The organism is Streptomyces shenzhenensis (assembly GCF_003688995.1).
In the GTDB taxonomy this organism is placed as follows: Bacteria; Actinomycetota; Actinomycetes; order Streptomycetales; family Streptomycetaceae; genus Streptomyces; species Streptomyces shenzhenensis_A.
This window is the reverse complement of record NZ_PENI01000022.1, coordinates 129,720-151,902: the sequence shown is the minus strand read 5'-3', so window position 1 is coordinate 151,902 and position 22,183 is coordinate 129,720. Positions and strand designations below refer to the sequence as shown.

The 22,183-nt window shown below is 71.1% G+C and carries 24 protein-coding genes; 16 read left to right on the top strand and 8 right to left on the bottom strand.

Annotated features, from left to right (window positions below):
* Positions 1–301: 301 nt before the first annotated feature.
* Positions 302–1,348: a GlxA family transcriptional regulator gene (locus CTZ28_RS29585; RefSeq protein WP_121892779.1), complete on the top strand. Its 1,047-nt coding sequence runs from the start codon at positions 302–304 to the stop codon at positions 1,346–1,348.
* The gene (locus tag CTZ28_RS29580; protein WP_121892778.1) at positions 1,345–2,184 is read left to right on the top strand and encodes an aldo/keto reductase; all 840 of its coding nucleotides are present in this window, start codon (positions 1,345–1,347) and stop codon (positions 2,182–2,184) included. The genes CTZ28_RS29585 and CTZ28_RS29580 overlap by 4 nt, the downstream gene beginning before the upstream one ends.
* 155 nt (positions 2,185–2,339) lie before the next feature.
* On the opposite strand, the gene CTZ28_RS29575 is transcribed toward CTZ28_RS29580, so the two are convergent.
* Both CTZ28_RS29575 and CTZ28_RS49690 read right to left on the bottom strand, forming a co-directional pair.
* On the bottom strand, positions 2,340–3,320 hold the full coding sequence (locus CTZ28_RS29575) for an NAD-dependent epimerase/dehydratase family protein (RefSeq protein ID WP_121892777.1): 981 nt from the start codon (positions 3,318–3,320) through the stop codon (positions 2,340–2,342).
* A gap of 112 nt (positions 3,321–3,432) precedes the next feature.
* Positions 3,433–3,618: a pentapeptide repeat-containing protein gene (locus CTZ28_RS49690; protein WP_398656989.1), complete on the bottom strand. Its 186-nt coding sequence runs from the start codon at positions 3,616–3,618 to the stop codon at positions 3,433–3,435.
* Between the two features lie 349 nt (positions 3,619–3,967).
* On the opposite strand from CTZ28_RS49690, the gene CTZ28_RS29565 reads away from it, so the two are divergent.
* The 8 genes from CTZ28_RS29565 (at position 3,968) to CTZ28_RS29530 (ending at position 13,856) form a co-directional block, all read left to right on the top strand.
* Positions 3,968–5,074 (top strand): LacI family DNA-binding transcriptional regulator, encoded by a 1,107-nt coding sequence (locus CTZ28_RS29565; protein ID WP_121892775.1) that lies wholly within the window; start codon positions 3,968–3,970, stop codon positions 5,072–5,074.
* A 98-nt stretch (positions 5,075–5,172) separates the two neighbouring features.
* Positions 5,173–6,771, top strand: a complete 1,599-nt coding sequence (locus CTZ28_RS29560; protein ID WP_121892774.1) for an FAD-dependent oxidoreductase — start codon at positions 5,173–5,175, stop codon at positions 6,769–6,771.
* Between the two features lie 95 nt (positions 6,772–6,866).
* Positions 6,867–8,996, top strand: a complete 2,130-nt coding sequence (locus tag CTZ28_RS29555) for a hydantoinase/oxoprolinase family protein (RefSeq protein ID WP_121892773.1) — start codon at positions 6,867–6,869, stop codon at positions 8,994–8,996.
* Positions 8,993–9,589, top strand: a complete 597-nt coding sequence (locus CTZ28_RS29550) for a hypothetical protein (RefSeq protein WP_121892772.1) — start codon at positions 8,993–8,995, stop codon at positions 9,587–9,589. Before CTZ28_RS29555 ends, CTZ28_RS29550 begins: the two co-directional genes overlap by 4 nt.
* A 3-nt stretch (positions 9,590–9,592) precedes the next feature.
* Complete coding sequence (locus CTZ28_RS29545) at positions 9,593–10,873, top strand: TRAP transporter large permease subunit (protein WP_121892771.1); 1,281 nt, start codon at positions 9,593–9,595, stop codon at positions 10,871–10,873.
* A gap of 47 nt (positions 10,874–10,920) precedes the next feature.
* Positions 10,921–11,919 (top strand): twin-arginine translocation signal domain-containing protein, encoded by a 999-nt coding sequence (locus CTZ28_RS29540; RefSeq protein WP_121892770.1) that lies wholly within the window; start codon positions 10,921–10,923, stop codon positions 11,917–11,919.
* A 138-nt stretch (positions 11,920–12,057) separates the two neighbouring features.
* A complete protein-coding gene (locus CTZ28_RS29535; protein ID WP_121892769.1) occupies positions 12,058–12,594 on the top strand; it encodes a DUF2087 domain-containing protein in 537 nt (178 codons plus the stop codon).
* 323 nt (positions 12,595–12,917) lie between these two features.
* Entirely contained in the window at positions 12,918–13,856 is a 939-nt protein-coding gene (locus CTZ28_RS29530; protein WP_259471865.1) for a hypothetical protein, read from the top strand.
* 61 nt (positions 13,857–13,917) lie between these two features.
* On the opposite strand, the gene CTZ28_RS29525 is transcribed toward CTZ28_RS29530, so the two are convergent.
* A complete protein-coding gene (locus CTZ28_RS29525) occupies positions 13,918–14,496 on the bottom strand; it encodes a TetR/AcrR family transcriptional regulator (RefSeq protein ID WP_121892767.1) in 579 nt (192 codons plus the stop codon).
* Between the two features lie 91 nt (positions 14,497–14,587).
* Between CTZ28_RS29525 and CTZ28_RS29520 the strand changes: the two genes are divergently transcribed.
* Positions 14,588–15,034: an anthrone oxygenase family protein gene (locus CTZ28_RS29520; RefSeq protein WP_121892766.1), complete on the top strand. Its 447-nt coding sequence runs from the start codon at positions 14,588–14,590 to the stop codon at positions 15,032–15,034.
* Between the two features lie 37 nt (positions 15,035–15,071).
* Here CTZ28_RS29520 and CTZ28_RS29515 read toward each other — a convergent pair whose 3' ends face one another.
* Positions 15,072–15,458 carry a VOC family protein gene (locus CTZ28_RS29515; RefSeq protein ID WP_121892765.1) on the bottom strand — a complete coding sequence of 129 codons (387 nt, stop codon included), beginning with the start codon at positions 15,456–15,458 and terminating at the stop codon, positions 15,072–15,074.
* 228 nt (positions 15,459–15,686) lie between these two features.
* Here CTZ28_RS29515 and CTZ28_RS29510 point away from each other — a divergent pair, with 228 nt between their 5' ends.
* From CTZ28_RS29510 to CTZ28_RS29495, 4 genes are read left to right on the top strand one after another with little or no spacing between them, the layout of a single operon-like run.
* Positions 15,687–16,430, top strand: coding sequence for an ATP-binding cassette domain-containing protein (locus tag CTZ28_RS29510; protein WP_121892764.1), 744 nt, complete (start codon positions 15,687–15,689; stop codon positions 16,428–16,430).
* 2 nt (positions 16,431–16,432) lie between these two features.
* Complete coding sequence (locus CTZ28_RS29505) at positions 16,433–17,650, top strand: DUF7224 domain-containing protein (protein ID WP_121892763.1); 1,218 nt, start codon at positions 16,433–16,435, stop codon at positions 17,648–17,650.
* A 39-nt stretch (positions 17,651–17,689) separates the two neighbouring features.
* Entirely contained in the window at positions 17,690–18,340 is a 651-nt protein-coding gene (locus CTZ28_RS29500) for a hypothetical protein (RefSeq protein WP_121892762.1), read from the top strand.
* Between the two features lie 57 nt (positions 18,341–18,397).
* Complete coding sequence (locus tag CTZ28_RS29495; protein WP_121892761.1) at positions 18,398–19,087, top strand: alpha/beta hydrolase; 690 nt, start codon at positions 18,398–18,400, stop codon at positions 19,085–19,087.
* Positions 19,088–19,094: 7 nt separating this feature from the next.
* Here the strand turns inward: CTZ28_RS29495 and CTZ28_RS29490 are convergent, their stop codons facing one another.
* The 4 genes from CTZ28_RS29490 to CTZ28_RS29475 form a co-directional block, all read right to left on the bottom strand.
* Positions 19,095–19,397, bottom strand: a complete 303-nt coding sequence (locus CTZ28_RS29490; RefSeq protein ID WP_121892760.1) for a DUF3817 domain-containing protein — start codon at positions 19,395–19,397, stop codon at positions 19,095–19,097.
* Positions 19,394–19,903: a hypothetical protein gene (locus CTZ28_RS29485; RefSeq protein WP_121892759.1), complete on the bottom strand. Its 510-nt coding sequence runs from the start codon at positions 19,901–19,903 to the stop codon at positions 19,394–19,396. Before CTZ28_RS29485 ends, CTZ28_RS29490 begins: the two co-directional genes overlap by 4 nt.
* Before the next feature lies 1 nt (position 19,904).
* Positions 19,905–20,225, bottom strand: coding sequence for a hypothetical protein (locus tag CTZ28_RS29480; protein WP_121892758.1), 321 nt, complete (start codon positions 20,223–20,225; stop codon positions 19,905–19,907).
* 98 nt (positions 20,226–20,323) lie between these two features.
* Entirely contained in the window at positions 20,324–21,013 is a 690-nt protein-coding gene (locus tag CTZ28_RS29475; protein ID WP_121892757.1) for a DJ-1/PfpI family protein, read from the bottom strand.
* Between the two features lie 210 nt (positions 21,014–21,223).
* Between CTZ28_RS29475 and CTZ28_RS29470 the strand changes: the two genes are divergently transcribed.
* A complete protein-coding gene (locus CTZ28_RS29470; RefSeq protein ID WP_121892756.1) occupies positions 21,224–22,162 on the top strand; it encodes a GlxA family transcriptional regulator in 939 nt (312 codons plus the stop codon).
* Positions 22,163–22,183: the final 21 nt, after the last annotated feature.

Genomic DNA, 22,183 nt, shown 5'->3' with positions numbered 1-22,183 from the left:
GGCCTCGCTCAAGGTGCCCGCCATGGCCGGCGCCTGTCGTCGCGGGCGAGCACACTGGTCCCAAAACCCGGCAACGGCGTCTGAAATCTTGGTGTCCCGGGCAATCCGGCCCAGTCCCTGTCGTCAAACTCCCGCCTGCCCCGCGACGCCATGCACGCACTCTCGCCGCACCGGACACAGGCCCAAGTACGTCCAGTACGAGGACCCGCGCCCGGCACACCGAGAGCACGCACCTGACGCCGCAGGGCCCGCCCTCCGGGCGGACGACGGGAGTTTGACGACAGGGACTAGGTTCTGACTCATGGACGAGCGGTTAGTGGTGATCGTCGGCTACGACGGGGCGCAACTGCTGGACATCGCCTGCGTGAGCTCGACACTGGATGTCGCCGACCTGGGAGGCGCCACCCCTGCCTACCGGGTGCGCCTCGCCACCCCCGGAGGCCGGCCCATCACCTGCGGCCAGGGACTGACCCTTGAAGGCCAGGAGACACTCGAACGCCTCACCGGCCCGCTGGACACGCTGATCGTCTCCGGCGGGCTCGGATTCAAGGCGGCGGCAGCCAACCCGCGGATCGTCGGCCATGTGCGCCGCCTCGCCAGGGAGGCCCGCCGGGTGGCGTCGGTGTGCACGGGGGCCGGCGTCCTGGCGGCCGCGGGCCTGCTCGAGGGCCGGCGCGCCGCCACCCACTGGATGTTCGCCGAGGAGATCGCGGCCAGCTATCCCGGCGTCACAGTCGACCCCTGCCCCATCTTCATCCGCGACGGCCATGTCTCCACCTCGGCCGGCGTGACCAGCGCACTGGATCTGACCCTTTCCTTCATCGCCGAGGACAACGGGCTCGAACTCGCGCGCCAAGTGGCTCAAGTTCAGGTGACGTACCTCCAACGGCCGGGCAACCAGGCCCAGATGAGCATGTTCGTGGCGACTCCCACACCGGAGGACGACCTCGTGAACCGTCTCGTCGCCCACATCACCAGCCACCTGGACGGCAACCTGACCACCACGGCACTGGCCACGCGGATCGGAGTGAGCGAGCGCCACCTCACCCGGCTGTTCACCCAGCACCTCGGCCAGACACCCGGCAGGTTCGTGCGGCAGGCCCGCACCGAAGCAGCCGCACACCTGCTCACGACCACCACGCTGGCCATGGCGAGCGTCGCCCGACGGTGCGGATTCAGAACCGCCGAGGCACTGCGCCTGGCCTTCGTCGACCGCTACGGCGTCTCCCCGTCACGCTTCCGTACAACTCGCCGCACGCCAACCGCGGTTGCCCCTCGTGGGGTGGACCGGCGCCTGCCCGATATGCCAGCGTGGTCCGTCGAGCGAAGGGGGAGAGGGCGCACGTGACATCGACTGCGTTTCGTATCGGCGGGGATCTGACAATACGCCGACTGGGGTTCGGGGCCATGCACCTGCCGACGGAACCGGTCCAGGCCCGCGAGACCTCTCGCGCGGTCGCCCGACGCGCCGTCGAACTGGGCGTCACGCTGATCGACACCGCGTATCTGTACGGCGGTGGAGCCAACGAGAAACTCCTGGCCGAGGCCCTGCACCCCTACCCGGACGGGCTGCTGATCACCACCAAGGTCGGCGTCGCTCGGTCGGGCCCCGCCGGCGAGTGGAAGCTCGACGGGCGGCCGGCGGTGCTGCGCGAGCAGGTCGAGCGGGCCCTGCTCCGACTGCGCGTCGAGCGGATCGAGCTGCTTCAGCTGCACCGCATCGACCCCGGGACACCGCTCGCCGACCAGGTGGGTACGCTGCGGGACCTGCGGGACGAGGGCAAGATCGGCCGGATCGGGCTGTCCGAGGTCGGCGTCGACGAGCTCGACGAGGCGCGGGAGATCGTGGACGTCGCCAGCGTACAGAACCGATACAGCCTCCTCGACCGCGAGCACGAGCCCGTGCTGGCCGCCTGCGAAGCGGCGGGGATCGCGTTCCTGCCGTGGCGCCCTGTCGCCTGGGGGGAGTCAGGGACGAACGCGGAGGTCGCCGCCGTGGCGGCCGAGGTGGCGGCCACCCCCACGCAGGTTGCGCTCGCCTGGCTCCTCGGCCACTCATCGGTCATCCTCCCGATCCCCGGCACGGCCCGGATCGATCACCTGGAGGAGAACCTCGCTGCGGATCGTCTCGAACTGGCCCCGGCGCAGCGGGATCGACTCGACCGACTGTCCGAAGTGGCGTAAGAGCCCCGTCACTTCAGCCTTGCCCGGAACACCTCGACGCCGACATCAACCCGGCAGCACCCTGGGCCTGGCCGACCCGATCGGCGCGGACGGCAGCGCGGCCCGGATGCCGGACCACCTCGGTCTGCCCGACCAGGCGACCCGCCTCCCTTTGGTCACCCGTGATCGGCAGCACTGGCCCCCGCTGGGCCGGTGACCTGGGCGGTCCCTTCTGTAATCGCAGCCGGGGCGAGGCTGGTTGCGAGCCAATCGGTGATCGAACGGTGCCGCGGGCGCCAGCCGAGAAGACCGCGGGCGCGGTCGGCCCGAACGCGGCTGTTGGAGCCCAGGGCGTGCTGGGCGAACTCGGGGTGCCAGAGGTTGTCCGGAGAGCCGGGGTCCCAGGGGCGGGGGCCGGGCAGCCCGAGGGCGGCGGCGATGGCGTCGGTCATCGCGGCCAGGGACTCCTCGCCGTTCTCGACGAAGTAGAAGGTGCCGGGCGCTGTCTTCTCCAGAGCGAGAAGATAGAGGTCGGCGACGTCGTCGAGGTGCACATTGGACCAGATGTTGCGGCCGGCGCCCACACGTCGGACGACGCCACCGGCGCGAGCCTGGTTCACCAGCGCGGCGATCAGGACGCTGTCCCGGGCCGGTCCTCGTCCGTGGCCGTAGATGAGGCTGTTGCACAGGACCGCGGAGCGTACGCCCCGCTCGGCGGCGGCCAGGACCAGGCGGTCGACGGCCACCCGTGCCTGGCGCACGGGATGGCCGGGTGCCCAGCCGGATCCCTCGTCCAGGATGGCCTCGTCGAAAACCGTCGCGGACGCCTCGCCCTCCGTGCCCACCCCCACGATGCTGGAGCCGCTGGTGTGGATCAGTGGCTTGTCCGAGCCGGCGAGCGCGGCAATCAGGGTCCGGGCGGCGCCGAGGTGGTCGCTGTCGGCCGCATTGATCACCGCGTCCGCGTGACGCGCCTGCTCGGTGAGGACAGGGGCGTCGTCCAGCAGCCCCACCACCGGCCGCACGCCGATACGGGCGAGTGCCTCAGCCTTGGCCGGGTCCCGGGTCAACCCGGTGACGGTGTGGCCGGCGCGGACGAGTTGCGCGGCGACGGTGCCGCCGATGTAGTCACTCGCGCCGGTGACGAAGACATGCATCGCATACCTTTCGGGTCGGAGACCGGATGCACCGGCAGCCTCGGCCGCTGCGCGGCAGGGCTCCAACGCAGGTTGCGGAAACGGCAAAGGCTTGCACCGGGTGATGAACGACTCACGCGTCGGATGCCGCCGACCTCGGCGTCTCGGAGGTCCGGTTCGATGGGTCGTCGGGGAGATCCCCTTCCGGTCGGCGCACACCCGTGAGGTCGGTGTCGTTCCAGGTGATCTCGGCCAGGTACGCACCCTCCAGGTTTGCGCCGGCCATGTCCGCCCCGCTCAAGTCGGCGCCGGTCGGCAACGTCTCCGGTGGACGCAACCCCGGGACCGATCGTTCGGCGAGGGACCGGGTTCCGTCGAACGCTGCAGCCGGGCCATCGGTCGAGCTGACGGGTGGGCCGTTTCACGTCAACAAGCTGAACTTGACAGAGAAATCGCCGCCTCGACGCTGGTGGCCGCCGTCCCGGTCACCGTCAGGCGCGCGCGGACGCCGGCGCTGCCGCGGGCACGCGCTGACCGTTCGTCCGCACACACGCGGAGAGCGAAGCCGCCCCGTTGTGTCGCGGGTCTTGACTTGATTCCGGCTCTCCCGCCACAGTGCTCGTTAATGCGCATTACCTAATACGCATTAACGCGTGAGGAGGAGTGGCGTGGCCAAGGAAGGCGCGGGACGTGCCCGGCCGGGGCGGAGCCCTGTACCGGCGGGGCGGCGCTCTCGGCCCCGGCAGGCCGAGGTGGCCCAGCTGGCGGGCGTGTCCCAGGCGACGGTGTCCCTGGTGCTGTCGGGGCGGGACGAGGCGACGGCGCGGCCGATCTCGGAGGAGACTCGCAGAAAGGTCCTCCAGGCCGCGCAGACCCTCGGCTATGTGCCGGATCCGGCCGCCCGCCGGCTCGCCGCCGCCCGCAACAACCTGCTCGGTGTGTTCAGCTTCACCGCGACCTTCCCGACCGATGTCCGCCACTCGTACTACCCCTTCCTGGTGGGTGTGGAGCAGGAGGCCGCCGTACAGGGCTACGACCTGGTCCTGTTCACCGGCTCCAGCGCCGGCGGCGCGGACGCGGCAGGCGCCGGCGCGCTCAACAGGGTCCGGCTGGCGGACGGTTGTCTCTTCCTGGGCCGGCACGCTCCCTCGCCGGAACTGGCACGGCTCGTACGGGACGGTTTCCCGGTCGTCCATCTCGGCCGCCGCGAGGACACCGAGGGGGTCGCCTGGGTGGGCGCCGACTACATCAGCGCCAGCCGGGATGTCGTCACGGCGCTCGCCGAGGCCGGCCACCGGCGCATCGTGCTGGTGCGCGAGGACGACGACGCGCCGGCCTCGACCGACCGCGAGCACGGCTTCCTGGACGGCCTGCGGGCCGCGGGCCTGCCCGCCGGGCCGGCGGCCGTCTTCCGCACGGCCGATCCGCACACCGAGGTCACCGCCGCGCGGGTGCGCGCCTGGCACGAGGACGGGGTGACCGCGTTCGTCGCCGAGGAGACCGACACCGGCGCGGCCTGGCGTGCCCTGCGCGCCGCCGTCGACGCGGCGGGTCTGCGCTGCCCCGGCGAGGTGTCGCTCGCGGTACTGGGCAGCCCGCCCCCGGACCTGGTGAACGAGCCCGTCCCGATGGGGTTCGACATCCCGAGGGCGCGGCTGGGCGCCGAGGCCGTCCGGCTGCTGTCCGCCCTCATCGCGGGCGAGCCGACCGAAAGCACGCTCGTCGCCTGCACGTTCAGGGCCGGCGTCAGCTCCGGTCCGCCGGCCACTGCCTGACCCGTGCGAACCTCCCGACCCGCCGACTACGGCAACCCGAACCCTTCGACCGGCCGGCCGCACCGGACCGGTCCCCCCGAAGACCAGCGAGGAGAAGAGTGATACCGGAAGCCGACATCCTCATCGTGGGCGGTGGGCTGGGCGGCGTTGCCGCCGCGCTCGCGGCCTGCCGGGCCGGATGCAGCGTCGTGATGACCGAGGAGACGGACTGGATCGGGGGACAGCTCACCAGCCAGGCCGTGCCGCCGGACGAGCACCCGTGGGTGGAGCAGTTCGGTGTCACCGCCACCTACCGGCAGCTGCGTGAGGGGATCCGCACCTACTACCGCCAGTGGTACCCGCTGCGGGCGGAGGCGCGGGCGGTGCCGGAACTCAACCCCGGCGCCGGGCGGGTGAGCAAGCTGTGCCACGAACCACGCGTGGCCCTGGCCGTGTTGGAGGGCATGCTCGCGCCGCACCGTGCGGCCGGACGTCTGACGGTCCTGACCGAGCACCGGCCGGTCGCGGCCGAGTCCGACAACGATGCCGTGCGTTCGGTCACCGTGCGGGACCTGCGCGACGGCACGCGCCGCACCCTGACCGCCCGTTACGTCCTGGACGCCACCGAAACCGGCGAACTGCTGCACCTCGCAGGCGTCGAACACGCCACCGGTGCCGAATCACGAGCAGAGTTCGACGAGCCGCACGCCCCCGAGACGGCGCAGCCGCTGAACCAGCAGGGCATCACCGTCTGCTTCGCGCTCTCCCATCACGAGGGCGAGGACCACACCATCGACCGGCCCGCCGACTACGCCTTCTGGCGTGACTACCGGCCCGCGTTCTGGCCGGGCCCGCTGCTCGGGTTCCAGGCGCCCGATCCGCGCACCCTGGAACCCGTCGGACGCACCCTCCGGCCCAACCCCGACATCGACCCGCTCGCCGTCACCGCCGACCAGAGCGCCGACGCCGGCGACAAGGAACTGTGGGGATTCCGCCGCATCCTGGCCCGGGGCATGCACGCGCCGGGCGCGTTCGACTCGGACATCACGCTGGTGAACTGGCCGCTCAACGACTACTGGCTCAAGCCCTGCATCGGTGAGGAGACCGAAGCCCTCAAGGGGGCACGGCAGTTGTCGCTGTCGCTGCTGTACTGGCTGCAGACCGAGGCCCCCCGCCCCGACGGCGGCACCGGCTTCCCCGGGCTGCGGCTGCGCCCCGACGTCACCGGCACCGCCGACGGCCTCGCCAAGTCCGCGTACGTGCGCGAGTCACGGCGCATCAAGGCGGTCACCACCGTCACCGAGCACGATGTCGCCATCGACCTGGTCGGCCCCTACGGAGGCACCCGCCACGGCGATTCCGTGGGCGTCGGCGGCTACCGCATCGACCTGCACCCCTCCACCGGCGGCGACTCGTACATCGACATCGGTTCCGTCCCGTTCGAGATTCCGCTCGGTGCGCTCCTGCCGCGGCGCGTGCGCAACCTGCTGCCGGCCGGCAAGAACATCGGCACCACCCACATCACCAACGGCTGTTACCGGCTGCACCCGGTGGAGTGGAACGTCGGCGAGGTCGCCGGCGCCCTGGCCGGCTACTGCCTCGCCGAGAACGTCGAGCCGCACCAGGTGCAGTCCGAGGAAAAGCGGTTCGAAGACTTCGGCCGGCTGCTCGACCGCGAAGGCGTGCAACGCCACTGGCCCGACATCAGAGGCTACTGAACCACTCCCGCGCGGTGCGGAGTTGGGCGGGGCAGCACCACCTGCCCCGCCCGGCCGCCCGCGTGGACCGACCCAGCACAAGGAGGTGCCCGGACATGACCACCCACCGCATCCGCGTCGGTATCGACGTGGGCGGAACCTTCACGGACGCCGTGGCCGTCGACGCCACGACACTCCAACTCGTGGGCCAGGTGAAGGTTCCCACGAGCCACCACCACGAGGACGGCGTCGCCCACGGTATCGTCGAGGCGCTCGACCGGCTCCTGCGGCAGACCGGCCACGCACCCACCGACATCGCCTTCCTGGCACACGGCACGACCCAGGCTACCAATGCCCTGCTGGAGGGCGACGTCGCCACCGTAGGTCTGCTCGGCATCGGTACGGGACCGGCGGCCTTCCTCACCCGCCGCCTCGCCTCCCTCGCCAAACTCGAACTCACCCCCGGCAAACGTCTTCCCCTGCGGTACGCGCACATATCCGACCCCGACGACGAACACGCCGTACGCGCCGTGGTCGAGCAGGCGAAGGAGGCCGGCGCACAAGCACTCGTGGCCAGCGAGCCGTTCGGCGTCGACCGGCCCGAGGGCGAGCAAGCCGTCGCCGCGGCCGGACGCGCCGCCGGGCTGCCGACGACGGCCGCACACGAGATCACCTCCCTGTACGGGCTGCGCAAACGCACCCGCACCGCCGTCGTCAACGCCGCGATCCTGCCGCGCATGCTCGCCACCGCCGACCTCGTCGACACCTCCATCACCAAAGCGGGTGTCACCGCGCCGCTGATGGTGATGCGCTGCGACGGGGGAGTGATGTCGCTCGACGAGATGCGCCGCCGCCCCTTGCTGACCGTGCTGTCGGGGCCGGCCGCGGGCGTCGCGGGCGCCCTGATGCAAGAACGCGTCAGCGAGGGCGTCTTCCTGGAGACCGGCGGCACCTCGACCGACATCAGCGTCGTCCGCCGGGGCAAGGTCGCCGTGCGGCACGCCACCATCCTCGGCCGCACCTCCTACCTCAACGCCCTCGACGTACGCACCGTCGGCATCGGCGGCGGCTCCATGGTCCGCCTCGGCAACGGCAGGATCACCGGTGTCGGCCCGCGCAGTGCGCATATCGCCGGACTGCCGTACGCCTGCTTCGCCACCCCCGACGACCTGCGGGACGCCACGCCGGCCACGGTCCGCCCGATGCCCGGCGACGCCGCCGACCATGTGGTGGTCGACGCCGCGGGCGGGCGGTTCGCGATCACCCTGACCTGCGCCGCCAACGCCCTGGGCCGAGTACCGGAAGGCGACTTCGCCCATGCCGACCCCGCGGTGGCGCGCGCCGCCCTCGCCCCGCTCGCCGCCGCACTCGGCGTCGACGTGGCCACCGCCGCCACCCGGATCCTGGACGAGGGCATCGCCCAGGTGAAGACCGTGGTGGACACCCTGATACGCGAGTACCGGCTGGACACCGACACCGCGGTACTGGTCGGCGGAGGCGGCGGCGCGGCCTCCGTCACTCCCCACCTTGCCGCGATGACCGGTATGCAGGGCCGGATCGCCGCGCACAGCGAGGTCATCAGCCCGATCGGCGTCGCCCTCGCCCTGGTCAGGGAACAGGTCGAGCGGATCGTGCCCGGGGCGACCCAGGAACAGATCCTGGCCGTGCGCGCCGAGGCCGAGCAGGCCGTCGTCGCCCAGGGCGCCGCCGCCGACGGCGTGCAGGTCGAGGTCACCGTCGACCCGCAGACCCATGCCGTGCGCGCGATCGCCACCGGAGCCACCGAACTGCGCACCCAGGACCGCGCCCACCGGACCGACGAGACCGAACGCCTGCACCTGGCCGCGGCCAGCCTCAAGACCGACCCCTCCCACGTCCATGTCCTCGCCGGCACCCCCGCGCACACCGTCTACGGCGCCGACACCTCCCGCCGCTTCCGACCCGACCGCCATCCGGTACGGATCGTGGACGCCGACGGCGTCGTACGCCACCACGCCGCCGACGCCACGGTGGCGGCCACCACCGTCGGACAGGCACCCGAGGTGCTGGCCCGGCTGGTCACCGAGGCGACCTCCTACGGGGACGGCGGAGTACGCGCCCCCGCCGTCCGACTGCTGCTGGGCTCGCGCATCGCCGACCTCTCCGGCGTCCTGGACCCGCAGCCGCTGCTCGCGCTCGCCCGCAGCGAGCTGCGCTCCAGGGCCGCCGACGAACCGGTCGTCGCCGTCCTGGAGGCACGGAGATGACCGCCCCCACAGCCGGCCCCGACCTCGCGCGGACCGACGACATCGAGTGGGCCGTACGGCTGCTGGCCGCCACCCCCACCCACGAGAGCCGCGACCCGCAGCTGCTGCGCCGATGGGCCCTGGCCGCCGACGCGTTCGGCGCCGCGCTCGCCCCCGTCGCCTGCACCGCCCGCATCGTCGAACGCGACGGCGGGCTCGCGCAGGGGCTGCTCGCCCGCTACCGCTCACGACCGCCGACGGTCGAGCTGTACACCGACACCCTCGCCCTGGCCGAACGCGTCGTCGACGAGCGCGGCTGGCGCACCTGGTACCCGCCGGGTTCGGTGCGGGCCGCCGCCCTCGCGCACGAGGCCGTGCACGCCCACCTCCACCACGGCCCGGCGCGCACCGCACTCAAACGCACCCTCGGCCACACCGCACTGCGGCTGGGCCGCTGGCAGGTGCCCGGCCATGTCGCCGGCGCCGAGGAGGTCGCCGCACACGCCTACGCCCGCACCGTGTGCGGCCTCGGCCGCAGCCCCCTGCTCCTGACCGCCGCGCTGGCCGCCGCCACCGGCGACGACCGTGCCCGCACCGCGAGAAGAGAGAACTGACCCATGGGTGTCGTCATCCTCGTCGTCATGGCGGCCGGTGTCGCCGCGATGCTCACCCGCAGAATTCCCACGGCCTTCGCCCTGGTGATCCTCGCCGTGGCCATCGCCCTCCTGGCCGGCGCGCCGCTCACCGGCGAGAACAGCGTCCTGGACACGGTGCTGCAGGAAGGCGCCCCGGCGCTGGCCGCGACCATGGTCGCGATCATCCTCGGCTCCTGGCTCGGCCGGCTCCTCGACGAGACCGGCATCGCCGGCACCCTCGTCCGCAAGATCGTGGAGTTCGGCGGCGACCGGCCCACCGTCGTCGCCCTCGGCGTCCTCGCCGTCTCCGCGCTCGTCGGCACCGTGACGGGCTCGGCGCCCGCGGCCATGCTCGCCGGCATCATCGGCATCCCCGCCATGATCGCCGTAGGTGTGCCCAAGGTGACGGCCGCGGGGACCGTGCTGATGGGCATCGCCGTCGGCGCCCCCTTCGAACTGCCGGTGTGGCAGTTCTTCTCCACCGCGCTGAACCTGCCGATCCCCACCGTGCGCGGCTTCATGGTGAAACTGTTCCCCTTCGCACTGGCCGCGGCCCTCGCCTACGTGGTGATCGAAACCCGGCGCCGCGGCACCGAGCACACCTGGTCCCTGAAGTCGGTGCCGGCGCGGCCCCGTTCACGCCGGGAGCAGCTCGGCGACGCCCCCTGGTACGCGCTGCTCGCCCCGGTGGTGCCGCTGGTGCTCGCCCTCGGCCTTGAGGTGGCCATCGTCCCCTCACTGCTGGCGGGCGTCGGCTACGCCCTGGTCACCACGACGAGACCGCACGAGATGAACAAGCGGCTGCTGCGCACCCTGTACGGCGGCTTCGAGGTGGCCGCGCCGCCGATCGCCCTGTTCGTCGCCATCGGCATCCTGCTCGCCGCCGTCAAGCTCCCCGGTGCCGTCGACGCCCTGCAACCCCTGGTCAAGGCGGTCAGCCCGGACAACCCCGTGCTGTTCGTGCTCGTCTTCACCCTGCTGGTGCCGCTGTGCCTGTACCGCGGACCGCTCAACGTCTTCGGCCTCGGCGCGGGCATCGCCGGCGTCCTCATCGCCACCGGCATCTACCCGGCCGCCGCCGTGCTCGGCATGGCCACCAGCTACAACCAGGTGTTCGGCGTCGCCGACCCGACCAGCACCCAGACCGTGTGGAGCGCCCAGTACGCCGGCGTCACCCCCCAACAGGTCATGATTCGTACCCTGCCCTATGTGTGGGTGGTCGCCCTCGGCGGTCTGTGTGTCACCGCCGCCCTGTACCTCTGACCTCGCCCCGCTCCGACCCGATCCCTTCCGCACCCGATGGAGCCGACATGCACGAGCCGCACCTCGACCGCCGTCTCTTCCTGAAGGGCACGGCCGCCACCGGCGCCGCCCTCGCCCTGGGCACCGCCGCCGCACCCGCCGCGACGGCCGCACCGGGGGGCTTCCCCGACTACACCTACGTCCGCACCCTGCTGACGCCGTCCCAGCTCTCCTACAACCCCACCGGCGAGATCATCTTCCCCACCGTCCGCGGTGTCTACGACAAGCTGACCACGCGGCTGGGCCGTTACTACCTCTACTACGCGCCGCACGACGCCCCGGGCGGCATCTGCCTCGCCTACGGGAACTCCCTCGAAGGCCCGTTCACGGAGTACCCGAACAACCCGATCGTCTCCAACAAGTGGCAGCCGCACTACTCCGTCAGCCATGTCTCCTCACCCCATGTGCTGTGGAACGCCGACGCGAAGGAGATGTGGCTGTACTTCCACGGCGAGAACACCACCACCCGCCTCGCCCGCTCGACCGACGGCATCCACTTCACCTACGACAAGGTGGTCCTGTCGACGTCGATGCTGCCCGCGGGCACCACGGAGACGTCGTACGCCCGTGTCTTCCGCCACGACCTGCCCTCCCGCAACGCCCGGTACGTCATGGTCTTCATGCTCAACAACACCACCAACCACCGCGACATCCACTGGGGTTGGTCTCCCGACGGCCGCAACTGGACCTTCGACCAGCAGCCGCTCATCCGACACGGCGACGTCGGCGCGGTCAACGTCGGTGGCCCGCACCTGCTCCACCGCAACAACTCCACCTACGTCGTCTACAACAAGGACAAGGGGAGCGGCGGCGACATCATGATCACCGAGGTGGGCAACGACTTCAGCCGCCGCAACCACCTCGGCGTCTTCTACAACTCCCGCGCCGCGGCCCCGGAGAACGGCCGCGCCGCCGCGCCCAGTTTCGGCACCGACGGCGGCGTCCCCTACATGATCTACGAGGCGGGTGAACGCCTGGCCGGCTCCATCGCGGTGGCCCGCGGCTGACCCGCCCGCGCACGCGTGGCTGAAAAGGGACTCTTCGCCGAAAAATCCCTTCGGAATCCCCCGGAACCGGAGTATTCGTAGCGACCAGTGAGGCTCGACAGAGAGCCGGCGCTTCGTACGACTACTGGAACGGACACCATGAACATGGCCCGCGCCGAGGACCATCCGCCCTCCTGCCGCGACCTGGTGGGCGCCCTAGCCCAGCACGACCGGCGCGCGGCCTACGCGGCCCTCGCCCTCGGCGCGACCACCGCTGCCGAGGTCGCCGAGCGGGCAGGGCTTCGGCCACCGGCCGCCGCTGCGGCTCTGCAGAAGCTGACGGACGTCCGGATCGCCGTTTTCGACAGCGACAGACGCACCTACGCCCTCCTCGACGACACCTTCCGGCTCGCGATCCAGTCCGAGGTCAGGCTCTCCGGGCAGGGTGGGGGAGACGGGGCGGGCTCCTATTTCCGGCGTGGCAGGCTCACCTCCATCCCGGGCAAGGAGGAGGTACGCAGCCGGGTGCTGGCTGTGGTGAAGGACTCCTTCGCGCCCGGTGTGGCGTACTCCGAGGCCAAGGTCAACGCGATCTGCGGCGAATGGTTCGACGACTGGGTGACCCTGCGCCGTGCCCTCGTGGACCAGGGTCTCCTCCGCAGAAACGAGTCCGGCACGCTCTACGAGCGCGTCTGACGGACGGTCCGTGACGGACGCTGGACACCTTCCTGGGCCGGGAAGAAGGCCAGCGCCGGCATGGCCGCGCGGAGAAGGCCGGCTCCCTGTCCGAACTGGCGTCGGCGAGGAGCCGATCCTGTGCAGGGGAATCCGGTCGTGGCCGGGCCACCCCCGCGACACGGTGCGGTCGGGGTGTGTGAGGGTGACTCTGCCGAACTGGTCGGGTACGTATGGGGGTTGCAGTGAGCCAGGTGCTCTATGGCGAGCGATCGTGGAATCCGCTGGCGCGCACCGTGGAGTTGACCGAGGATCGGTTGCACAGGGGCGGCAACAGCACGCCCTTGAGCGAGCTGAACCTCGGTGCCATGGCCGACGCGTTCCAGCGCGGATGCTGGCTCGGCGGCGGCGGTGCGGAGCGCCCGCTGGAGCGGCTGGCGGACGGGGCCGGGGCCGTTCCGGTGACCCGCATCACCGGCACCACCACGCCGGTCAAGGTGCGGCAGGCCGCCGAGTTCGCCCGCGCGCTGGGGGAGTTGGCGGTACGGCGCTGTGGTGGTCCCGACCAGGTGGCCGCCCTCGCGGCCCGGGCCCGGGCCGAGGGCGTACCGCTGTGGATCGCGCGGCGATTCGCACCGGGGCCCGTCGGCCCCGTCGCCGTCGCGGTGGAGCGGCGTCTGGTGCGCGTGGACGTGTGGGGGCCGCACGCTCCCGTCGTACGGATCCGGGCGCCACACGGCTTCCGTGGTGACTCCGCCGAACCGTCCAAGGGCCTGCGGCTGACCGTCGGCGATGTGACGGCCGAGCTCAGCCTCAGGAAGAAGCTGCGCAAGTCCAAGAGTTTCGTGGAGGTGCGACTGCCCGAGCGGCACTGGGCGCTGCGGCGGGAGAACGCGGTGAGTTCGTGGCTGCTGCGCGACGAGCGACGGGTCGCCCTGCTGACACGTCCCCCGCGCCGCCCCGTGCCGGAGCCGGGCACGGTGCTGCTGCCGCTGGCCCTCGTCCAGTACGAGGGCGCCGACCCGCTGGATGCCGTCATGGCGCACGCCTTCGCCGTTGCCTTCGGGCTCGGGGACACGACGGGGTCGGCACGGTTCCGGGCCGAGCGGCGCCCGGTGGACGGGGGCGAGCCGATCGCCGCCGACGAGGGGTGGGATCGCCCCTGGTTCAGCAACCTCGGGAAGAGCAGAGACGACAACGAGTCAGGCGACGGCGACGGCTGGGGCACGGACGGCGGCGACAGCGGGGGAGACGGAGGAGGCGGTGACGGGGGTGGCGACTAGGTGTATTGACCCGGAGCGTTGCTCACGCGGTTGATGGGTGGGTGGCCGTCGGGACGTTGCGTCAGACCAGGGCGAGCCGGTCCACCAGCAGCTCCGCCCTCCGCTCGGTCTCCTCCGGCGGCAGCCGTCCCGCCCGGGTCAGGGTCGCCAGCCCGTGCAGGGCCGCCCAGAACACCTCGGTGAACAGCGCCGGGTGGACGCCGTCCCCGGCGACCTCTCCGAGGCTCTCCAGCAGGGCGGCGAAGGCGTCCTGCAGCGGCTCCGGGGTGTCCTCGTTCGCGAATGCCAGGCCGCCGTCGAGCCGGAACATCGCGTCGTAGACCGCCGGGTTGCGTTCGGCGAAGTCGAGGTAGGCGCGAGCGAGGGCGGTGACCCGGGCGCGCGGGCCGTCCGCGGCACGGGCCGCGGCCCGCAGCGACGCGGCCATCTCGGCGGCGCCCACGAGGGCGACGGCGCCGATGATCTCCCGCTTGCCGCGAAAGTGGCTGTAGAGGACGGGCTGGCTGTACTCGATGCGCTCGGCCAGCCGGCGGGTGGTGACCGCGTCCCAGCCCTGCTGCTCGGCGAGTTCGCGGGCCGTCGCCAAGATGAGGCGTTCGCGGCCCGCCCGTTCGCGCTCCTTGCGTTCCTGTACCGACATGACTCGATCCTAGCATTGCTAGACAATCGAGCGGCAGTAGTACTAGCGTTGCCTTGTCGGCTAGCGGCGCTAGATCCTAGGAGGGGTCATCATGCTCAGCGCACTCGAGATCTTCACCACCGTGGTCGTCGGCGTGATGGTGGGGGTGGAGTTCTCCGTCGCCTTCTTCGTCAACCCGATCCTCGACGGCCTCCCCGACGACAGCGCCCTGCGTGGCCGCAGCCACGGGGCTCGGCTGCTCGGCGCCGTGATGCCGGTCTGGTACATCACCTCGCTCGTCCTCGTCGCGGTCTGGGCCGTCGCCGGATGGCACCACCACGGCGCCGGCCTCGTCGTCACCGCCGCCGCGCTGCTCATCCTCAGTGTGATCATGTCGATCCTGCTGCTCGTCCCGATCAACAACCGGGGCAGGACGTGGACCGCCGACAACCGGCCCGCCGACTGGAAGCAGCAGATGAACCGCTGGGACCGCCTCCACTACGTCCGCGTCGCCGTCATCATCGCCGCCTTCGCCCTGCTGGCCACCGCCCTCACCTGAGCCCGCGGCCCGGCACCGCGCCGGTCGCTGCATACGGCTACTTGCTGTGCACGATCTGGATCAGGTTGCCGCAGGTGTCGTCCAGAACAGCGGTGGTGACCGTACCCATCGCCAGCGGCTCCTGGGTGAAGCGCACCCCGAGCGCGCGCAGCCGGTCGGACTCCGCCTGTACGTCGTCCACGGCGAAGGAGGCGGCCGGGATGCCGTCCTGGACCAGAGCCGTCTTGTAGGGCTGCACCGCGGGATGGCCAGAGGGCTCCAGCAGCAGCTCGGTCCCGTTGGGCTCTTCCGGCGAGACCACGGTCAGCCACCGGTCCTCGCCCAGCGGGATGTCGTGCTTCTTCACGAAACCCAGCACATCGGTATAGAAGCGCAGGGCCTTTTCCTGGTCATCGACGAACACGCTGGACAGGTGGATCTTCATGGGGTGCTCTCCGGTGTCGGGGCGTCCGCCAGAGTCACCACCATAGGCAAGTGGTGACTTGCCTATCAAGGGCTGCAAGATCCTCCGCGACTGCCAGCAGCACCGCGACGGTCTCCACTAGGCTCAACGCCGACAGCGTCCGCACCCGCCAGTGACAGCAATCGGACTGTCGGCGGCCCCGGGCCTTCCGCGGGCCACGCCTCTCACGGAAGTCGGCAGAAGGCCAGAATGACCATCCACCTCTCGCGCTGCTCCTTCGGATACCGGCGCCGGGATCTCGTCCTCGACGACCTGACGCTCGACCTGCCGTCAGGGTGTGTCGTGCTCCTCGGCCCGAACGGCGCCGGGAAGTCGACGTTGCTGGCACTTCTCGCATCCGCGCTCAGACCCCGCGCGGGCAGCGTGACGCTCGGCGACCTCGACACCCGCAGGCGACGCGATCTGAAGCGGTACCGACGGCAGGTCGGCTGGCTGCCGCAGCAGGTGACTCCCGTTCCAGGGCTGCGGGTCAGGGAGCAGGCGGCGTATGCCGGCTGGCTCAAGGGCCTGTCGCGGCGGGACGCATGGGACCGTTCTCTGGAGGCGATCGAGCGGGTCGGACTGCGGGAGCTTGCCGAACGCTCCGCCGCCCAGCTGTCAGGAGGCCAGTTACGGCGCCTCGGTATCGCCCAGACGCTGGTGCACTCCGCGCGGGTGGTACTGATGGACGAACCGACCGCCGGACTCGACCCGGCACAGCGGAAGGTGTTCCGCTCCCTCCTGGACGATCTCAAGGATCAGGCGAGCTTCGTGGTCTCCACCCATCAGACGGAGGATCTGGCGGACAGCTACGACTCGGTCGTCCTCCTCGACCAGGGACACCTTCTCTTCCAGGGGTCCACCGTCTCCTTTCTCGACCTGGCGCCCGGTGAGGTCGCGCAGGAGCGCCGAGCCGAGGCCGCCTACGCAGGCCTGGTCGAGGAGGAGGTGTGAACATGCCGTGGCGCACCGTGCTGCGGGTGTCCATCGCTCCCCGCATCGGCATTCTGCTGATCCTGTGGTTGCTCGCCTACAGCGGCAATGTCACCGAACTGGTCACCGACGGGTACTGGGAATCGGTTGCCGCACACAGCACCTTTCTCCTGGTCTGGACAGCACCGGCAGTGGCCGCCTGCGCCGCCTGGGAAGGGCTGCGCGTCCGGCGGTCCAGGGCTCTGCAAGGGGCGCCCGTGCGGACCTTCAGCCGGGTGTCACTCGCCGTCCTGACACCCACGCTCGTCCTGGGGGTCCTCGCGGTGGCGCTGTCCCTCGGTCTGCTGCTGCCACAGGCCGCAGGCAGTCCCGGCCGGAGCGCCGTGGCCGTGATCGGTATGGAGCTGCTGGTCGTCGCGGCGCACACCGCCGTCGGATACGTCATCGGACTCAACCTGCCCCGGCTGCTGGCCGTTCCCGTGGCGCTGGTCGGCAGCTTCGTGTGGATGGCCTACCCGGCGGCGCTGAACGTCTTCTGGGTCCGGCAGCTGAACGGCACGAACCTTGCCGAGTGCTGCGAGCTCGACCAAGTAGCGGCGCCCCGCAGCATTCTGGCACCCGCGCTGGTCTCGATCGGCCTGCTCCTTGCCGCCCGGCTGGTGACGGTACGGCAGCGTGGTCTGCGGATCCTGGCCCCGGTCGTGCTGGCCGTTGTGGTCACCGTCGCGGCGTGGATCGTCCATCCCCTCGGGTACAGCGCGGCCGCATCCCGGCCCACCACCTTGCGCACCTGCTCGGACACGCGGCCACGGGTGTGCCTCTGGCCCGAACAGGAGCACGCCGCCGCGGACATCGTCGAATGGGCAACGGACGCACACACCCGGCTGGCTGCCCTCGGTGTCACCACCGCTCCGGAGCTGTCGCCGTGGACTTCCATGCCGGCATCCGATGACATCCGCGCCCTTGTCGCACAGAGTGCTCTGCCCCAAGGCACTCCGGCATGCGCCACATACGGTGACTGGCCGGGAAGTGACGCTTCCGGGCCGCTCGATGCCTGGCTCACCCTCACCGCGGGAGTGGACTCCCAGGTCGTCGCGTCTCGTTACGTCCCAGAGAACGTCGAGGTCGCCACCCGCGTTCTCGAACGTCCCCGGTCGGCCCAACTGGCCTGGTTCCAGCGGAATGCGAGGACGCTCACCCGGTGCGACCTGCGGCCCGTCCTCGACCCCGCCCGCTACTGAGCACGCCACCACGAGCCAACCGACAGAGAGAGAACATTCATGGACTGGTGGCTTCACGTGCGCCGGGTACCCGCGGTCTGCGCCGGCCTCGCCGCCTGCCTGGTCCTTGGTGCCGTCGCCGATTCCGTCCAGGTACCCGTGCCGGTCGTGGTCGGCCGAGTCTCCTTCGCGTTCCCTCTGCCGTTCCTGCTGCCGCTCGCACCGGTGTGCCTCATCCTGTACGGGCAGTCCCGCGGCGGCAGCGCCATCGAAGTGACCGCCGTACGAACCGTAAGACTGTGGGACACCGCGTTCATGGCGGCCTGCGCCGTACTGATGCTGGCCGGGGGCCGGCTCGTGTCGTCCATGACCGGCCATATCCTCGCCGCGGGCATGGCCCGCAACTTCCTGGGCTACCTCGGACTCGCCCTGCTGCTGCGCACCTTCACCAGCCTGCACATCGCCGCCACGAGCGTCACTCTCTTCCCGATCGCCTGCGCAGCCTTCGGTGTTCGCCACGGGACCCCTGCAAGCTGGGCATGGCCACTCCACGAGCCCACACACCTACCGGCCTTCGTCGCGGCCCTCGCCCTGGGGGCCGCCGGACTGGCCGCTGCCGCTCAGCCATTGTCTACGCGCTGGTCAGCGGCCGTGCCCGGCGGGTACCGCGCATCTCTCTGGACCGGCGAGGTGACGACCTCCCGGAGATGACGATACGTAGACTCGCGCGCGGTGCAGGGAGCACCGACGGGTGGAAGGTACCGTTCTGTGGCGACGTATGTATTGGTTCATGCCGCGGCTGTCGACGCGTGGTACTGGGGGCCGCTGGCTGCCCAGTTGCGCGATCGGGGCCATGAGGTCGTCGCACCGGACCTGCCGTGTGACGACGCGTCGGCCGGGCTCGCGGAGTACACGGACACGGTGGTCGAGGCGATCGGCGGCCGCACTGATCTCATTGTCGTCGCCCACTCGTTCGGCGGTTTTACCGGTCCACTGGTGTGCGACCGGGCGCCGGTGGACCTGCTGGTCATGCTCCAGGCCCAGGTTCCGGCCCCGGGCGAATCACCGGGTCAGTGGTGGGACAACACGGGTTACGGCCCGGCCCGGCAGGAATCCGACCGCCGCCGAGGTGTCGCGGAGGGTGACGAGGAAGATCCGCTCTCCCTTGTCCTGCACGACACCCCGGCCGCCCTGGCCGCCGAGTTTCTGGCGGAGCACCAGCGGAACCAGGCGCCGGCCCCCTTCGGCGAGCCGTGGCCGCTGAACGCCTGGCCCGAGGTGCCGACCAGGTTCCTGATGTCGTCCGACGACCGCTTCTTCCCCGCCGAGTTCATGCGTAGGACGGTCGCCGAGCGGCTTGGCTTCCCGCCGGACGAGATGCCCGGCGACCACTGCCCCATGCTCGGCCACCCGAAGGAACTGGCCGACCGCCTGGAGACATACCGCGCCGGACGATGACCGGCCGCTACGACCTCAGGTCCACCGTCTCCTCGGACGGCGCGCCCTTCGCGGTGCGGGTGCGGTCGAGCAGTCGCAGGGCGAGGAGACCGCCGATGCCGGGGATGATGGCGACGGCCTTGGCGGCGGTCGCCGTCTGCTTGAGGCGCCAGGTCGCGATCACGACGAACAGGTAGGCGCAGCCGTGGGTGGGGCCCATCAGGGAGGAGATGGGTTTGAGGTGGGCGGTGGCGAGATTCGCCAGCATGACGATCAGGGAGACGAACTCTGTGTGCGCCGCGATGCGCAGGGGTCGCAGATGCACGGTCATGCTCCTGTGGTGGAGCCGGGGCGGATGATCATCAGGACCGTGACCGTGGCCCACAGCAGGTTGAAGATGCCGGTGAGCATGGCCAGGCGGCCCGGTACGCGCGAGCCGGAGCCGGAGCCTGGTTCGGGGGAGTCGTCGTTGGGTACCGGGGTGCCGGTGCCGGACGCCTCCGCCGCTGCCAGGGCCGCCTCCTGGGTCGGCAGGATCAACAGGGCCAGAATGCCGGCGGCCACAGCGGTCAGGACGATCGAGGTGATGAGCCACGCATCGCCGAGGACGCCGAGGCTGCTCGCGGTGGCGAACCCGAAGACGGGCACCGCGAGGCCGAAGACCGCGTAGACACGGCAGATGCGGTGCAGCATGCGCAGGGTCGTGAGCGGCTCAGGGGCACCCGGTTCGCTGTGCGCGTGGCGCAGCGCCTTGGGGAACATGCTGGCGGCGACGGTCACCGGTCCGATGGCCAGCACAGCGGCCAGGACGTGCACGGAGAGGAGGAACTTCGTCACGTCAGCGCTCCGCCGCCGCTCGAACCGTACGCCGCTCGCCGGTGACCTTCGATGCCGGCATGCGTCCGGCCTTGGAGGTCCCCTGCACGGTGTCGCCGTCGACCGTCACGTCGAAGGCCAGGTTCAGCCGCAGGGGCTTGGTGATGGCCTGATCCCACGTCAGCCGGTCGTCGTCGAGGACGACATTGCCGAGGGGAACCTCCTCGCCCGCTCCGTGGGCGACGCCGGTCAGGACCCCGTCCTCGCGCCGGAGATCGACCGCGGCCTTGATTCTGCCGATGGGCGTGGAGATGGACAGGTCCCAGATGCCTTCGACGGACATGCTGCTGTTCTTCCTTACGGTGTGTGCGAGTGAGGAGGGGTGGACAGGAAGGGGGCGGCGGGTGTGCTGCGGGCCGTGGGTGTGCGTACGGCCCACGGTCAGAGACCGACGGGCACCGGGCCCTGCTCGCGCCAGACGGTGCCCCGGCGCTCATGGGCGAACAGTTCCTCCACGGCGTGTGCGACGCGCGGCCCCACCTCCCGCTCCAGCAGATACAGCGCCAGGTCGAGCCCGGAGATGACGCTGGCGCCGCTGACGAGGTCGCCGTCGTCGACGATGCGCGCCCGTACCGCGTGGGCGCCGGTGGCGTCGAGCATGTCCAGGCCCATGTGGTGCGTCGTGGCATGGCGGCCCTCCAGCAGGCCCGCCATGGCCAGGACGAGCGAGCCACCGCACACAGTGCTGACCGTCACATCGGGGTTGGCCATGGCCGCCTTCAGCAGCGCCGGCAGTTCGGTGTTCAGGGTCCGGCCCAGCAGGACGGGGATGAACTCGTCCTGCCGCCACTCCCCGTCGCCCGCATCCTGGTCGGGGACCTCCCCGGGCTCGCCGACACGGCCCGAGGCACCGGGGACCACGATCAGGCACGCGCGCGAGGGATCGAGGGCGGCGGTGGCGCGCAGCGTCAGACCCCCGGTGCCGCTGACCACCTCGCGCGCCCCTTCCGCGGAGACCAGCTCCACGCTCACCGCGCCCCCGGAAGCGGTACCGCCGGCGTACAGCGCTTCGTAGGGGGCGACGACGTCGAGCGGGTCGAAGCCGTCGAACAGGACGATCTGGGCGTGCATGGAGAGTTCCTTCGGGTGAGGGCGAGCCGGCCCCGTGCCAGGGACGCCTCCGAAGGTATGTGCTCCCCCTCCCGTTCCCCAGTGGCATGAGTGACACTCTTCAACGGGATAGTGCCAAGGCCCGCCGCAAGCGCTCTGAACCTGGGCAAGGGGCACTTATCAGGGAGCGGAACGGGTTGCTCTCGCCCGGCGGGCAGATATGTTCTCGCCATGCACACCGTCGCCGTTCTCGCCCTGGACCAGGTGATCCCGTTCGACCTGTCCACCCCGATCGAGGTCTTCACCCGTACCCGCCTCCCGGACGGACGCCCGGGCTACCAGATCCGCATCTGCGCCGAACGGCCGGAGATCGACGCGGGCACCTTCACCCTGCGCGCGCCGTGGGGCCTTGAGGGGCTCAAGGGCGCGGACACCATCATCGTGCCCGGTACGGCCACCCCCGCCGCCCCGCTCACACCCGCGGTCCGAGACGCGTTGCGTGCGGCGGCCGAGGAGGGCACGCGGATCGCCTCCATCTGCGTGGGCACCTTTCCCCTGGCCGCCACCGGGCTCCTCGACGGCCTGCGGGCCACCACCCACTGGATCGCGGCCGACCTCCTGGCCGACACCTACCCGGCCGTCACGGTGGACCCGGACGTCCTGTATGTCGACAACGGGCAGATCCTCACCTCGGCCGGCGCCGCCGCGGGCCTGGACCTGTGCCTGCACATGATCCGCAGCGACTACGGTTCGGCCGTGGCCGCCTACGCGGCGCGCCTCGCCGTCATGCCTCTCGAACGCGAGGGCGGGCAGGCGCAGTTCATCGTCCACGACTACGCGCCCACGCCGCAGGGCTCCGCCCTCGAACCCCTGCTGACCTGGCTGCAGAACAACCTGGGCCACGACCTCAGCCTCGCCGACATCGCGGCCCACGCCGGGACCAGCACCCGGACCCTGATCCGGCGCTTCCGTGAGCAGACCGGCACCACTCCGCTCCAGTGGCTGCACCGTGCCCGTATCCGCCAGGCCCAGCACCTCCTGGAGACCACGAGCCACTCCGTCGAGCGCATCGCCGACCAGGTCGGTTTTGGGTCGCCCACCGCTTTCCGCGACCGCTTCAAGCGCACGACCGGCGTCAGCCCGAACACCTACCGCCGTACCTTCAGCTGACGCGGCTGCCCTTCCGGCGAT